This window comes from Bacillus sp. C28GYM-DRY-1 (assembly GCF_030519405.1).
Taxonomy (GTDB): Bacteria; Bacillota; Bacilli; order Bacillales; family Bacillaceae; genus Bacillus; species Bacillus spizizenii_A.
Genome location: NZ_JAUMKF010000006.1, coordinates 53,308 through 68,055 on the forward strand (window position 1 = coordinate 53,308; position 14,748 = coordinate 68,055).

Consider the following 14,748-nt stretch of genomic DNA (forward strand, 5'->3'; position numbering starts at 1 on the left):
GCAGATGAGAAGCTATGAAAAATCAAAAGCGGCTTTTAAAGAAGCGCAAAAACTCATGCCGGGCGGTGTAAACAGTCCCGTTCGCGCATTTAAATCGGTAGACATGGACCCGATTTTTATGGAGCGCGGAAAAGGCTCAAAAATCTTTGATATTGATGGGAATGAATATATTGACTACGTCTTGTCATGGGGGCCTTTAATTTTAGGGCATACAAATGAACGCGTCGTAGAGAGCCTCAAAAAAGTGGCTGAATATGGGACAAGCTTCGGTGCTTCTACTGAAGTAGAAAATGAACTGGCAAAGCTCGTTATTGATCGTGTGCCATCTGTAGAAATTGTACGAATGGTCAGCTCCGGAACAGAGGCTACTATGAGTGCCCTCCGTTTGGCAAGAGGCTATACAGGCCGCAACAAGATTTTAAAATTTGAGGGCTGTTATCATGGGCACGGCGATTCCCTCTTGATTAAAGCGGGTTCAGGAGTGGCCACTCTCGGTCTGCCTGACAGCCCTGGTGTTCCTGAAGGCATTGCGAAAAACACGATTACCGTTCCGTACAATGATTTAGAAAGTGTAAAGCTTGCTTTCCAACAGTTCGGTGAAGACATTGCGGGAGTTATTGTAGAGCCGGTTGCCGGAAATATGGGAGTTGTCCCGCCGCAAGAAGGCTTTCTGCAAGGGCTGCGTGATATCACTGGGCAATACGGTTCCCTGCTGATTTTTGATGAAGTAATGACAGGCTTCCGGGTCGATTATAATTGTGCTCAAGGGTACTTCGGCGTAACACCTGATCTGACTTGTTTAGGAAAAGTGATCGGGGGCGGACTTCCTGTCGGTGCTTATGGCGGTAAGGCTGAAATCATGGAGCGAATCGCTCCGAGCGGTCCAATTTATCAGGCTGGCACATTGTCGGGCAATCCGCTTGCGATGACCGCTGGCTTAGAAACATTGAAGCAGCTGACACCTGAATCCTACAAGAATTTCATCAAAAAAGGCGACAGGCTGGAAGAAGGCATTTCAAAGGCCGCCGAGGCTCATGGCATTCCTCATACCTTTAACCGCGCAGGTTCAATGATCGGCTTCTTCTTTACAAACGAACCTGTCATCAATTATGAAACAGCCAAAGCATCTGATTTGAAGCTGTTTGCTAACTATTATAAAGGCATGGCAAATGAAGGTGTATTCCTTCCGCCATCTCAATTCGAAGGCCTTTTTCTTTCAACGGCCCACACTGAGGAAGATATTGAAAAAACAATTCAAGCAGCTGAGAAAGTATTTGCTGAGATCAGCCGCGGATAAGAGTGAAAACCGGTATCAAGGACATCCTTGTACCGGTTTTTTTTCTGTGCTCGCCCACTCATATTTTCCCCAATTCATACATACACCTTTAGTGACATCTAATTTTAAGGATTAGATGAAAGGAGGATATGAACTTGCCGCAAAATCATCGATTGCAATTTTCTGTAGAAGAATCGATCTGTTTCCAAAAAGGACAGGAAGTTTCTGAACTGCTTTCTATTTCATTAGATCCTGACATTAGGGTTCAGGAAGTAAATGATTATGTATCAATCAGAGGATCGCTTGAACTAACAGGTGAGTACAACATAGATCAAAACAAACATACCGATGAGTTTTATACTGATAAGCGGTTTGTTGAAGAAGTCAGAAAGAGAGAGGATGGAAGCGCAGAACTGACTCACTGTTTTCCTGTGGATATTACCATTCCGAAAAATAAAGTGAGCCATTTACAGGATGTCTTCGTCTTTATTGACGCATTTGACTATCAATTAACGGATTCTCGCATTTTAACGATTCAAGCTGATTTAGCGATCGAAGGGCTTTTAGATGATACGGCAGACAAAGAGCCAGAGATTCCTTTATATGAGTCTCCTGCGGCATTCATAGGGGAAGGGGAAGAGATTTCAGAGCCGCCGATACAAAGTGCAGTAGAAACGGGTTCACCTTCGGGAGCGGAAGCAGTTTTGCAGGATGAAACGCCAGCCCAACCGCCAGAACTTTTTGTATCGAAAGCGGGGCTCCGTGAAGAAATGGAAATAGAAAAAGAAGAATCTGTGCCGCCGGAATCAGTCGCTTCAGGATCGAAGGCGCGAAAAGATGTGAAAGAGGAAACCGAGCCGCCAGAGCTACTGGTGCAGGAAGCAAAGAGTCGTGAAGAATCGGAAACAGAAGAAGCTGAGCCAGAAGCTTATGCTTCAGAAATAGGAATTCAAGAGATCGTTAAAGCAGAAAATGAAACGCCAGAGCCAGTATCTGCAATAGCAGATGTTCGTAAAGAAGCGGACCCTCCAGCGGAGGATAATCTTCGTAAAGATTCTGGAGCAGAAGGATCGCCTGCTTTGGAAGCTGAACCATATGCAGAGACTGTGATATCAAAGGAAGAAGTAGAAACTCCTGGGTCTCCTATTCTTGAATCTGCGTTCCGCCAAGAGGTTCCAAATGAGGAAGCGGCTCAACCGGAACGAGCGAAGCCTGAATACCGTCAAAAAGAGAAAGAAGCAGCTCAGCCGGAGTACTCTGAGCCCGCACTCTGTCAAGAAGAGGAAGAAAAGGCTCAACCGGAGCACGCTGATCATGAATTCCGTCAAGAGGTGGAAGAAGCGCCTCAACCGGAGCATGCTGAGCCTGCACTACGTCATGAAGAGAAAGTAACAGCTCAACCAGAACATGCTGAAACCGCGCTTCGTCAAGCAGCGAAAGAAGCTCTCGAGGCTGAATCTCAGGCTGACCTCTCCATAGAAGAAAGCAAAGAGAAGAAAACAGCCTCAGCTCCATATATGGAGAATGGCGAAACCGCTTTACAGCTTCATTTCAAGCAAAAAGCAAGCTCGGAAGAGGCACCTCAAGAAGAGTCTGCACCGGCATATCGCACCTTCCTGCCCGAACATGAAGAGGAGGATTCTTTTTATTCAGCGCCTAAGCTGCTGGAAGAGGAAGAAAAAGAGGAAGAAAGCTTTGAAATTGAAGTGAGAAAAATACCACCGGCTGAAGAGCCTGAGGAAGAAACAGCTCTTCAATCCTTCCAGCTGCCTGATAACTCAGAGACTGAAAGGAAGGAAGCGAATGCTGTTCCTAGGGTTGCTCCTGCTGCTGAAACGAAGGAACCTCAAACAAAGGAAAGTGATAATTCTCTTTATTTAACAAAACTTTTTACGAGAGAAGAGGATGAGTTTTCGAGAATGAAAATATGCATTGTCCAGCAGGAAGATACGATCGAACGTTTATGCGAACGGTATGAAATCACATCCCAGCAGCTGATCAGAATGAATTCTTTAGCCATAGACGATGAACTGAAAGCAGGACAGATCCTCTATATTCCTCAATATAACAACAGCCATGCATAAGCCGTAATTGATCGGAAAATGTGGTGAATGGAATGGAAGATACCCAATCGGTTCTTCAGAAATACGGACTGACTGCTCAGTTTATTGAGCCTGTCAGTCCTCGTGTGTGGAAAGTGTATACAGACTATGGCGCATTTGCCCTGAAAAAATTGAAATCAGCTCGCAGCAAACAGTTTACAGACCATATGGTGGCGATTGAGGAAAAAGGTTTTCGTTCATTTGTTCCTGTTTACAGAACAAATAGCGGTGAGTTTTTCTCAGAAGGTATACAATCCGGAGATTCCTATTATTTAATGCCTTGGCTTCAATTTGACCAGGAGGAAGAACAGGATCAGAAACATGCTTATTTATTTAGAGAAACAGCCCGCCTACATGAGAGAACCGCGCAGGAAATAAAGATCAGACGTGATGATATTGAACGTTATTTCGGACAAACGAAAAAAAAGTGGGAACATGATAAAATTTTTTATGAACAGTTTGTAGACAGAGCGGAGAAGGAATGGTACCTTTCCCCTTTTGAACTTCAGGCCGTAACCTATTTTTCAGAAACCATTTCGGCGGTGAATTTTGCGCTGGAGCGGTTGGAGGATTGGTATGAGTCAGCAAAAGAGAAGAATGACTCAAGGGTTGTGATGAACCACGGCAGCCTGTCCATTCACCATTTTCTGTATAATGATACAGGGACCGGGTATTTCACAAACTTCGAAAGAGCGTCTGTCGGTCCGCCGCAAAACGACTTACTCGGCTTTTATACAAAAATGTTCAGAGGCATTCCGAAAGCTTGTCCGGAATGCGTTGAATGGTTTTATGCATACACGAAATTATTCCCTTTACGTGAAGCGGAAGTCAGTCTTTTTCTCAGCTATATGGCGTTTCCGGCAGCCATGTACAAGGTGCTGAACCGTTATCAAAACGGGGTAAGACAGCATGAAAAAAATGAATGTACGCAATTATTAAAGGCCTATTGGCAAATGAAAAATATAGAGCCGTTTGTGATGAAAATTCATCAGACTGAACAAGAGAAAAAATTCCAGGCTGAAAACGAGTCCACGTCTTAATGGCGCGGACTTGTTTGTTTATATCCATTCTAAATGAAGAGCGCAAGCCAATAAGATTAGGATTGCGAGCAGCAAAACATCAAAGGTTGTTGGGAAGAAAATGGTTCTAATTCCTTGGAAAATTGTAATGGGAATAATCACTTGTGCGGATACAAGCCGAATTTGCCTAACCCACGGCGGTAGCGAATAAGAGCTGAAACGTTTCTTCACGGTGCATCCTCCTCTGCGCATTTACAAGCATCATATGTAAACTTGGGCAATAGGTGCCTGCCTATCAGTATAGAAAGTGGCGTTTTTGGAAAAGATGATTGACGAATCAAAAACACTTTTACTATAATAAAGAACATAAATAAAGTATATAATGAGCTGATAAATACACCTGCTTAGAACGGGAAGAGTACAAAAAAGACGCATGCAGAGAGAGAAGCCGTTTGCTGAAAGGCTTCTTATGTTGTCTGATTGGAAGGTCGCCCGGGAGCATAATTTCTTGAAAGAAGAGTAGAGAAATTCGGGAAACACCCGTTATCCGTTATAAGTGCATGAACTGATAAAGTTCATGAAAAAAGGTGGTACCGCGAAAGAGCTTTTCGTCCTTTTACAGGGATGAAGAGCTCTTTTTTCGTTCTCAGCCATTTTTAAAACATGTTGGAGGGTTATGATGGAGACGAATGAACAAACAATGCCGACGAAATACGATCCGGCAGCTGTTGAGAAAGACCGATATGATTTTTGGCTAAAAGGCAAATTTTTTGAAGCGGGCAATGACCAGACAAAAGAGCCGTATTCTGTTGTTATTCCGCCGCCAAACGTAACAGGAAGACTTCACCTTGGACACGCGTGGGACACAACGCTGCAAGACATTGTAACAAGAATGAAACGCATGCAGGGCTATGATGTGCTGTGGCTTCCGGGTATGGACCACGCCGGCATTGCGACACAGGCTAAAGTGGAAGCGAAACTTCGTGAAGAAGGCAAATCCCGCTATGATCTTGGCCGCGAGAAATTCCTCGAAGAAACGTGGAAGTGGAAGGAAGAGTATGCTGACTTTATTCGCAGCCAGTGGGCGAAATTAGGGCTTGGCCTTGATTATTCCCGTGAACGTTTTACGCTGGATGAGGGCTTAAGCAAAGCGGTTCGCGAAGTATTCGTTAAGCTTTATGAAAAAGGCCTGATTTACAGAGGGGAATATATTATTAACTGGGACCCTGCGACAAAAACAGCTCTATCCGACATTGAGGTCATTTACAAGGATGTTCAAGGCGCGTTCTATCATATGAGCTATCCGCTCGCTGACGGTTCAGGTTCAATTGAAATTGCAACGACACGTCCTGAAACGATGCTCGGTGATACAGCGGTTGCCGTTCATCCTGAAGATGAGCGCTACAAGCATCTTATCGGAAAAACGGTGATCCTGCCGATTGTAAATCGTGAAATTCCGATTGTCGGTGATGACTACGTTGATATGGAATTTGGTTCAGGTGCGGTGAAAATTACGCCTGCTCATGATCCAAACGACTTTGAACTTGGCAACCGCCATAACTTAGAACGCATTCTTGTCATGAATGAAGATGGCACAATGAACGAAAATGCACTGCAATATCAAGGCATGGATCGCTTTGAATGCCGCAAAAAGCTTGTTAAAGATCTACAGGAAGCAGGTGTTCTCTTCAAAATCGAGGATCATATGCATTCTGTCGGGCATAGTGAACGAAGCGGGGCTGTAGTTGAGCCTTATCTTTCTACCCAATGGTTTGTGCGCATGCAGCCGCTTGCTGATGAAGCGATTGAGTTGCAAAAGAAAGAAGAAAAAGTCAACTTTGTGCCTGACCGTTTTGAAAAAACGTATTTACACTGGATGGAAAACATCCGCGACTGGTGTATTTCACGTCAGTTGTGGTGGGGCCACCGTATTCCTGCTTGGTATCATAAAGAAACAGGTGAGCTATATGTCGGGCTTGAAGCGCCTGAGGACAGCGAAAATTGGGAGCAGGATACAGATGTACTGGATACATGGTTCAGTTCTGCGCTCTGGCCTTTCTCCACTATGGGCTGGCCTGATGTAACGGCTGAAGACTTTAAACGCTACTATCCGACAGACGTTCTCGTGACAGGGTACGACATCATTTTCTTCTGGGTGTCACGCATGATTTTCCAAGGCATTGAATTTACAGGCGAGCGCCCGTTCAAAGATGTTTTAATCCATGGCTTAATCCGTGACGAGCAAGGCCGAAAAATGAGTAAATCTCTTGGAAACGGTGTTGATCCGATGGATGTCATTGACAAGTACGGAGCTGATTCTCTGCGTTATTTCCTTGCGACTGGAAGCTCTCCTGGCCAAGATCTGCGCTTCAGCTATGAAAAAGTGGAATCGACTTGGAATTTCGCCAATAAAATTTGGAATGCCTCCCGTTTTGCATTAATGAACATGGACGGCATGACATACGATGAGCTTGATCTGTCAGGCGAAAAATCAGTAGCTGACAAGTGGATTTTAACGCGATTAAATGAAACGATTGAGCATGTGACTCAGCTTGCTGATCGATATGAATTTGGTGAAGTCGGACGTCATTTATATAACTTTATTTGGGATGATTTCTGTGACTGGTATATTGAAATGGCGAAGCTTCCGCTTTACGGAGAAGACGAAGCGGCTAAGAAAACAACCCGTTCCATCCTTGCTTACGTACTGGATCAAACGATGCGCCTGCTTCATCCGTTTATGCCATTCTTAACGGAGGAAATTTGGCAGCACCTTCCTCATCAAGGGGAATCGATTACAGTAAGCCAATGGCCTGTTGTAGTACCGGAGCATAACGATACTGAAGCGGCAGCTGACATGAAGCTTCTTGTTGAGCTGATCCGTTCTGTGCGTAATATCCGCAGTGAAGTCAATACGCCAATGAGCAAGCAGGTTGAACTGTATATTAAAACAAGCACAGACGAAATAGCAGACCGTCTCGAAGCGAACCGCTCATATGTTGAACGCTTTACGAATCCGAGCGTGCTAAAAATCGGCACGGGTATCGAGGCTGTTGATAAAGCGATGACGGCTGTTGTCTCAGGGGCAGAGGTTATTCTTCCGCTTGAAGGCTTAATTAATATTGATGAAGAAATTGCCCGCCTGCAAAAAGAATTCGATAAGCTGACGAAAGAAGTCGAGCGCGTCCAAAAGAAACTTGGAAATGAAGGATTTATGAAAAAAGCGCCTGCGCACGTAATTGATGAAGAACGTGAAAAAGAAAAAGATTATGTGGCAAAGCGTGACGCTGTTCAAAAACGAATGGCTGAGCTAAAGGGCTAATGAAAAGCCGGGGCGGTTTCCAGAGAAACCGCCTTGTCTTATAAAAGAGGGGATTATCATTGTTTACTGCATATGAAGAAGCGCGCAGCTGGATTCACGGGCGGCTGAAATTCGGAGTCAAGCCCGGACTCGGCCGAATGGAGCAGCTGATGGCGCGGTTAGGGCATCCTGAAAAGAAAATCCGTGCGTTCCACGTCGCAGGAACAAACGGTAAAGGATCAACTGTCGCTTTTATCCGTTCTATGGTGCAAGAAGCCGGATATACGGTTGGAACGTTTACATCACCTTATATCATTACGTTTAATGAACGGATCAGCGTTAACGGGACACCGATTTCAGATGAGGAATGGACAGCACTCGTCAATCAGATTAAACCGCACGTTGAAGCGCTTGATCAAACGGAATACGGACAGCCGACAGAATTTGAAATTATGACGGCATGTGCATTTTTATATTTTGCAGAGTTTCATAAGGTTGACTTTGTTATTTTTGAAACAGGTCTGGGGGGGAGATTTGACTCTACGAATGTAGTTGAACCGCTTTTAACTGTAATCACAAGCATCGGACACGACCATATGAACATTTTGGGAAACACCATTGAAGAAATTGCTGGGGAAAAGGCCGGAATTATTAAAGAAGGTATACCGATGGTTACAGCTGTTACTCAGCCGGAAGCCTTACAGGTTATTCGTCATGAAGCTGAACGACATGCTGCGCCGTTCCAGTCATTACATGATACATGTGTTATTTTCAATGAAGAGGCTCTGCCTGCGGGAGAACAGTTTTCATTCAAAACGGCTGAGAAGTGTTATGAAGATATTCGGCTCTCTCTGATTGGCACACATCAAAGGCAAAATGCGGCTTTGTCCATTTTGGCTGCTGAGTGGCTTAATAGAGAGAACATTGCACGTATCAATGATGAGGCGTTAAGAAGCGGGCTTGTAAAGGCTGCTTGGCCGGGGCGGTTAGAGCTTGTTCAGGAACATCCGCCGGTATACTTAGATGGTGCGCATAACGAAGAAGGCGTTGAAAAGCTGGTGGAAACGATGAAGCAGCGTTTTCCTGATTCCCGCATTTCTGTGGTGTTTAGCGCGTTAAAGGACAAACCGTTTCACGATATGATAAAAAGATTGGAAACCATAGCCCATGCGATTCATTTTGCTTCTTTTGATTTCCCGCGTGCTTCTCTCGCAAAAGATCTATATGATGCAAGTGAAATCAGCAATAAAAGCTGGAGTGAAGATCCGGGTGATGTGCTCGAATTCATAGAAAACAAAAAGGACTCAAATGAAATTGTGCTGATTACTGGATCACTTTATTTTATCTCTGACATTCGTAAAAGGTTGAAATAAACGCGTCAAACCCCGGCAGTATCGAAAATGAAATTCTGCCGGGGTTTTTATGTGTAAAATTGAATATTCCCAATTAGAGTTCAGCCCGCTCACTTTGCTACAATCCATACCAGTATCTTGTAAAGGTGTGTTGTCTATGCTTTTCATTCTTTTTCTCCTCGGGCTGATCCTTGGTTCATTTTATTATACGGCCGGGTGCCGTATCCCCGTACATATATCCATTATAAAGCCCCGTTCGGCATGTTCGTTTTGCCAGCGGACATTAACCGTGGCAGAATTAATTCCCATCCTGTCATTCCTTTTCCAAAAGGGCAAATGTAAAAGCTGCGGACATAGAATTTCTTTTATGTATCCCGCGGCCGAGCTTGTGACAGCTTGTTTATTTGCCGCTGCAGGAATACGCTTTGGCTCATCTCCGGAACTATTTCCTGCTGTGGTGTTTATTTCTCTTCTCATCATTGTTGCAGTGACAGATATTCATTTTATGCTGATTCCAAATCGAATCTTGATTTTCTTTCTTCCCTTTTTGGCGGCAGCAAGATTGATTTCTCCGCTTGATTCCTGGTATGCCAGTCTGTTAGGTGCAGTTGCCGGATTTCTTTTCCTAGCCTTAATTGCCGCAATCACCCATGGAGGAATAGGGGGAGGAGATATTAAACTATTTGCAGTGATTGGCTATATGCTTGGTGTGAAAATGCTGGCAGCTGCCTTTTTCTTTTCTGTTTTGATAGGTGCATTGTATGGAGCGGCAGCTGTTCTGACTGGAAGACTCGCCAAAAGGCAGCCGCTTCCCTTTGCCCCCGCAATTGCGGCTGGGAGCATGTTAGCATATTTATACGGTGACTCTATTATTTCTTTTTATATGAAAATGGCATTGGTCTGACCGCTGAAAAATTTGACGAACGGTTTTTGGACAAGACGACAAAAGTCTTGTTCTTTTTTTTTTCGCCTGTGCTAAAGTGTGTAGCATGAAAAGCTGACAAGAACGGTCAAGCAAATGAAGGGAGGAAGCGGAATTGAAAAAAAGGAAGAATAAAAAAAACAGTAAAGCCGCAGAAAAAGCCCTCAAGGTGACGATTAATGGAAAAGAAGAGACGGTTTACGAACAAGAAACGCCTGAGACTGAAACGGATAAAAATATGACATTTTCAAATTGGGAGGAAAAGAGAAAGGTAGAACAGGAGGTCGCAGCATCCCAAGAACATCCCGATGAAGATGAATTTAACTGGGATTCAGAAGAGGACAAGGTGTTTAAAGAGGATCCAAAAGTCGTTCCGCCTTATCAAAAGAAAAAAACAAAGCTGTATGCAAAAGGAAAGGCCGGGGCGGCCAAGCCGGTAAAAAGAGTGGCGGCGACGATTGCCTTTGCAGCTGTCATAGGCACCGGATTAGGCTTATTCGCGTTGAACATCTCGGGCAATAAAGAAGCATCTGCACCAGCCTCTTTAGATGAATCCCTGGGCAGCCAAACGGCAAAAGCCGGAGATACTTCTGCTGATAAACAAAGCTCAGGCGCAGAAAAACAGGCGGCACCAGCTCAAGGTACATACAAAACGTACGCTGTACAAGCCGGAAAATTCTCAAATGAAAAGGGTGCCGAAACATTAACAGAACAACTGGCCAAAAAAGGTTATTCCGCCGTGTCACTGTCAAAGGATGACGGGTATACGTATGTCATCGCAGGCTTAGCCAGTGATAAGGACGTGTCACAGCAGCTAGGGCAGCTTTTAATCGACAGCGATTTTGAAGCCTGGGGTGGCAAGGAGCTTTCCTTATCAATAGAGTCAGATATGACAGATTCCTTCAAGGAAACAGCGGAGCTTGCAGCAAAGGCGATTCTCGGCGAAGATATTACAAAAGCGAGTGTAGAGAAAATAGAAAAGTCGCTTGGTAAAACAGAAGCATCAGGAGAGAAAAAAGCGATTTTGCAGGCATTAAAGGAATTAGAGAACCCAAATGCTGAAGCCGGATGGAAGGCTCAGCAGCAGCTGTTAGCTGTCATTAAATAAGAGGAAGTGCCTGAGCCTTGTCCTTTAGTGACAGGCTTTTTTCAATTTGTCATGAAAAAGTTATTTTTCTGAAATTGTGACAAGCCTCTTGATTTGGTAGGATAAACGAGTATCTTTTTTTCTTAAGCAAACCCTGAAAGGATGACGAACATGACTAAACCACTAATACTTGCATCACAATCTCCGCGCAGGAAAGAACTCCTCGATCTTCTCCAGCTGCCCTACTCTATTATTGTCAGTGAAGTAGAGGAAAAATTAAATCGAAACTTTTCACCTGAAGAAAACGTCCAATGGTTGGCAAAACAAAAAGCTAAGGCTGTAGCTGATCTCCACCCGCATGCAATCGTTATCGGCGCTGATACAATGGTATGCCTGGACGGAGAATGCCTTGGCAAACCGAAAGATCAAGAAGAAGCTGCTTCTATGCTGCGGAGGCTTTCAGGCCGAAGTCATTCAGTGGTTACCGCGGTCAGCATACAAGCCGAAAATCACAGCGAGACTTTTTATGATAAGACCGAAGTTACGTTTTGGCCCCTCAATGAAGAAGAGATTTGGACTTATATAGAAACAAAAGAGCCGATGGATAAAGCAGGTGCATACGGCATCCAAGGAAGAGGCGCGCTTTTTGTAAAGAAAATAGACGGAGATTATTATTCAGTCATGGGCCTTCCTATATCAAAAACGATGAGAGTTCTTCGCCATTTTAATATAAAGGCATGACGGTTCTATAAACGGGAAGGGAAAGAAAAGGAGTGCTTGATCATACATCATCTGCCATTAAAACTCAGAGATTTCCCATCGAAAGAAAAGCCAAGAGAAAGGCTCCTGAAAGTCGGAGCCGAGAACTTAGCGACTCATGAACTATTGGCTATATTGTTACGGACAGGAACGAAACACGAATCTGTTATGGATCTGTCAAACCGGTTGCTGCGCTCTTTTGACGGACTTCGATTGCTGAAAGAAGCATCGGTTGAAGAGCTGTCAAGCATCCGGGGAATCGGTATGGTAAAAGCGGTCCAAATACTGGCGGCAGTTGAGCTTGGAAGCCGTATTCATAATTTAGCCAACGAAGAACATTTCGTCATTCGCTCCCCGGAAGACGGCGCAAATCTTGTCATGGAAGATATGCGCTTTTTAACCCAGGAGCATTTTGTCTGCTCATACTTTACATAAATACTAATAAAATTGAATGTCTAAAACCTTGATTTTACCGTCTTTCTTCTCGAATTCAATTTGTTTTATCATTTCTTGGACAAATTGTCTTTTCTCTTCACTAGTAAGGACAGACCAGTTTTCTTTAAACATCCTTACTAGCTCTTTAGCTCGTTCAATATCAATAGGCTTTTTAGGGGGGTGGGAAATCTGCTCTTTTTCGAGTTCAGCATTTGCTTTTTGTAGAGCTTCTTTAGTTTCTGACATCAACTGTTCGAACTCTTGGTCTGTCATTAAATCCATAGACCAAGCTTTTTGATATTTTTTTCTTTGTTTTTCAATACTGATTATTTTTTGATGAAGCTTTTCATAGTCCTTTTGTTTCTCTTCCGGTATTTTCGGTACACGCTTAAGTTTTAAATTCTGCATATACTCAATTAAAGCTTTTTCAAATTTTTTTTCACTGCCCCCAATAGTGGGGCGTTTATTCAAAAGACAAGCTTGGCACCTATAATGATTACTTTCAACGTGTTTACTGTCTCTTTTCCTGAAATACTTAGAGCGCTCACTTGTAAGCCGATTTCCGCAATTTGGGCAGATTATTTTTGTTTGGAATAAGAAAATTGAGTAGGTTTCTCTTTTCTTAAAATTTTGCCGGTCGTGTAATATTTTTTGTAGCTGATCAAATTCCTCTTTAGAGATATAGCCCTCAAAAGCATCTTCAATTATTTCCTCACCCCACCGAAAAGCGCCGTACAGTACCGGATTTTTCAACATTACGAGTATAGAGGCTATATGCCATTTATATCCCCTTCTAGGCATAGCATCAGATTCGTCGAGATAGTCTGCCAATTCTCTAAGTGAATAACCTTTTTTGATCTTATCAATCATATCTAAGAGTATTTCCCCCTCTTGAGGATTCTTGACCAGGTACTCGCCTTCTTTTGTGAAACCAAAAGGGGCAGGAGCACTATATTGTCCCTGTCGAGCCTTTTCGACTTGGCCCATTTTCACCCGTTCCCCTAAATTCTCTCTTTCCCATTGAGCCATGGCAGCAACTAACGTTATAAAAAGACGGCCAGTTGCTGACCCCGTATCATAGACCTCAGTGGCGGACCTGAAAACGGCATTATACTTGTCAAAGTAGTCTAAAAGAGAGTAGAGGTCACGAACAGACCGAGTCAGCCTGTCGAGCCTATAGACTAGAACTGTGTTAATTATGCCTTGTTCTATATGTCTGAGCATTAATTCCAGTGACGGTCTATGTATATCTTTAGCTGATTTTCCTTCGTCTATATAAAATTTATAGTTTGCCCATCCCTGGGAAACGCAATAGGCTTTTAGTTTTTCCTTTTGGGCAGCTATTGAATAGCCTTCCTTTGCTTGCTCTTCTGTCGAAACCCTAACGTATATCCCGACACTCTTTTGGTTGCTTTCCTCCATTAGATTCAAGTGAAGCTCCTTTCTAGAAACATATGTTCTGTTTTGAGGTTAAAAATTTTTAAACTCAGATAAATCCTTTAAATGCGCTAGCTCTGCAGGCACCCCATTCATCACAGCAACGTCTTTTAGGGTAAAATTTGTATTTTTGTACTGGCTTATAACCCAATCAGGAAGAAGAAGTTCAACTGCAAATGTATTTGCCTCAACTTCCACTTTTTCAACTGAAAAAAGTGTATGCTCTTTCATGAATGGGGTATTAGCACGAGGGTGTAATTGTGCGTGCCCAAGTTCATGACCGCAGACAAATATTTTTTTACCTTGGCTTAAGTTTGAATTGATAACGATGTATTTGTTTCTTTTGTCGTATTTATAAAACCCCATTATTTCATGGTGTAAGTCCCATTGAATGACATTAATATTTAGGTATGATGCAAGTTCATAAGGATTACTGGTTTTATACTTTTTAATTAGTTTTTGCACAGCTGCTTTTATCAAAGTATAAGGCCCCCTATTCTTGATCGTCTTTTCTGTATTTCTTTGGTGTGTATTTCTTATTGATTCTTTGTGTTTGACGAACGATGTGCTCCATTGCTTCCATGAGAGACTCAACGGCTTCGGGACTCATAGGCTCGCCAGAGAAGCTTAGTCCGTCCGAGTTCTCTAAATCTCTTCTTATTTCCTCCATACGCTTTGCAATGTCCATTTCATCTTTAGCGTTATATTGTTCAGTCTCTTCTTTTAGGAGGTTTTCTTCACCAACAATTGCAGAGACCTGCACACCAAGTGCTCCTGCTACAGATTCCAACGTGGAAAGGCTGGGGTTGTATCTATCTCTTTCAATATCTGCAAGGTATGAACGAGAAAGATTTGCCTTGTCAGCCAGTTGTACTTGAGTTAACTTCCGTTCCTTCCTAATAGCTTTAATTCTCTGCCCTACAGTCATTTATAATTATCTCCTTTACAACACAGTAAGGCCTAAAAAGCTCCCATTGTGTCGCGTGTCGTTTAGTATGACACAATTATAGTACCCAAATGTCGGAAATACAATACTAAAAATGACGGAAATACAAGTA

The 14,748-nt window shown here is 43.3% G+C and carries 12 protein-coding genes, 1 pseudogene and 1 other annotated feature; of the genes and pseudogenes, 9 read left to right on the top strand and 4 right to left on the bottom strand.

Features of this window, described 5'->3' with window-relative positions; all coding sequences use genetic code 11:
* Positions 1-4: 4 nt before the first annotated feature.
* The 3 genes from hemL (at position 5) to cotN (ending at position 4,418) form a co-directional block, all read left to right on the top strand.
* Positions 5-1,297, top strand: coding sequence for a glutamate-1-semialdehyde 2,1-aminomutase (gene hemL, locus Q3W56_RS07845; RefSeq protein WP_019715269.1), 1,293 nt, complete (start codon positions 5-7; stop codon positions 1,295-1,297).
* A gap of 134 nt (positions 1,298-1,431) precedes the next feature.
* Positions 1,432-3,360 carry a LysM peptidoglycan-binding domain-containing protein gene (locus Q3W56_RS07850; RefSeq protein WP_302895081.1) on the top strand — a complete coding sequence of 643 codons (1,929 nt, stop codon included), beginning with the start codon at positions 1,432-1,434 and terminating at the stop codon, positions 3,358-3,360.
* Between the two features lie 32 nt (positions 3,361-3,392).
* On the top strand, positions 3,393-4,418 hold the full coding sequence (gene cotN / locus Q3W56_RS07855) for a spore coat protein CotN (protein WP_302895082.1): 1,026 nt from the start codon (positions 3,393-3,395) through the stop codon (positions 4,416-4,418).
* 18 nt (positions 4,419-4,436) lie between these two features.
* Here the strand turns inward: cotN and Q3W56_RS07860 are convergent, their stop codons facing one another.
* Positions 4,437-4,628, bottom strand: a complete 192-nt coding sequence (locus Q3W56_RS07860; protein WP_024122364.1) for a hypothetical protein — start codon at positions 4,626-4,628, stop codon at positions 4,437-4,439.
* A gap of 165 nt (positions 4,629-4,793) precedes the next feature.
* Positions 4,794-5,016: a binding site (T-box leader), on the top strand.
* 60 nt (positions 5,017-5,076) lie between these two features.
* Between Q3W56_RS07860 and valS the strand changes: the two genes are divergently transcribed.
* The 6 genes and pseudogenes from valS to radC form a co-directional block, all read left to right on the top strand.
* Complete coding sequence (gene valS / locus Q3W56_RS07865; protein WP_268397832.1) at positions 5,077-7,719, top strand: valine--tRNA ligase; 2,643 nt, start codon at positions 5,077-5,079, stop codon at positions 7,717-7,719.
* Between the two features lie 59 nt (positions 7,720-7,778).
* Entirely contained in the window at positions 7,779-9,071 is a 1,293-nt protein-coding gene (locus Q3W56_RS07870) for a bifunctional folylpolyglutamate synthase/dihydrofolate synthase (RefSeq protein ID WP_302895084.1), read from the top strand.
* A gap of 136 nt (positions 9,072-9,207) precedes the next feature.
* The gene (locus Q3W56_RS07875) at positions 9,208-9,954 is read left to right on the top strand and encodes a prepilin peptidase (RefSeq protein ID WP_302895085.1); all 747 of its coding nucleotides are present in this window, start codon (positions 9,208-9,210) and stop codon (positions 9,952-9,954) included.
* 133 nt (positions 9,955-10,087) lie between these two features.
* Positions 10,088-11,080 (top strand): SPOR domain-containing protein, encoded by a 993-nt coding sequence (locus Q3W56_RS07880; RefSeq protein WP_302895086.1) that lies wholly within the window; start codon positions 10,088-10,090, stop codon positions 11,078-11,080.
* Between the two features lie 150 nt (positions 11,081-11,230).
* Positions 11,231-11,800 carry a Maf family nucleotide pyrophosphatase gene (locus tag Q3W56_RS07885; RefSeq protein WP_019715261.1) on the top strand — a complete coding sequence of 190 codons (570 nt, stop codon included), beginning with the start codon at positions 11,231-11,233 and terminating at the stop codon, positions 11,798-11,800.
* Positions 11,801-11,836: 36 nt separating this feature from the next.
* Positions 11,837-12,244, top strand: a pseudogene (gene radC / locus Q3W56_RS07890) (RadC family protein); the annotation flags it as partial.
* Positions 12,245-12,256: 12 nt separating this feature from the next.
* Here the strand turns inward: radC and Q3W56_RS07895 are convergent.
* From Q3W56_RS07895 to Q3W56_RS07905, 3 genes are read right to left on the bottom strand one after another with little or no spacing between them, the layout of a single operon-like run.
* Entirely contained in the window at positions 12,257-13,675 is a 1,419-nt protein-coding gene (locus tag Q3W56_RS07895; protein WP_302895151.1) for a recombinase family protein, read from the bottom strand.
* Between the two features lie 48 nt (positions 13,676-13,723).
* Positions 13,724-14,170, bottom strand: coding sequence for an ImmA/IrrE family metallo-endopeptidase (locus Q3W56_RS07900; RefSeq protein WP_302895087.1), 447 nt, complete (start codon positions 14,168-14,170; stop codon positions 13,724-13,726).
* Positions 14,171-14,183: 13 nt separating this feature from the next.
* Positions 14,184-14,618 carry a helix-turn-helix domain-containing protein gene (locus tag Q3W56_RS07905; protein WP_302895088.1) on the bottom strand — a complete coding sequence of 145 codons (435 nt, stop codon included), beginning with the start codon at positions 14,616-14,618 and terminating at the stop codon, positions 14,184-14,186.
* Between the last annotated feature and the right edge of the window lie 130 nt (positions 14,619-14,748).

Excerpts from the sequence above, each read along its gene's own strand:
- hemL (WP_019715269.1), top strand. The coding sequence starts at position 5 with ATGAGAAGCTATGAAAAATCAAAAGCGGCTTTTAAAGAAGCGCAAAAA.
- cotN (WP_302895082.1), top strand. The coding sequence starts at position 3,393 with ATGGAAGATACCCAATCGGTTCTTCAGAAATACGGACTGACTGCTCAG.
- valS (WP_268397832.1), top strand. The coding sequence starts at position 5,077 with ATGGAGACGAATGAACAAACAATGCCGACGAAATACGATCCGGCAGCT.
- Q3W56_RS07875 (WP_302895085.1), top strand. The coding sequence starts at position 9,208 with ATGCTTTTCATTCTTTTTCTCCTCGGGCTGATCCTTGGTTCATTTTAT.
- Q3W56_RS07885 (WP_019715261.1), top strand. The coding sequence starts at position 11,231 with ATGACTAAACCACTAATACTTGCATCACAATCTCCGCGCAGGAAAGAA.
- Q3W56_RS07895 (WP_302895151.1), bottom strand. The coding sequence starts at position 13,675 with ATGGAGGAAAGCAACCAAAAGAGTGTCGGGATATACGTTAGGGTTTCG.
- Q3W56_RS07905 (WP_302895088.1), bottom strand. The coding sequence starts at position 14,618 with ATGACTGTAGGGCAGAGAATTAAAGCTATTAGGAAGGAACGGAAGTTA.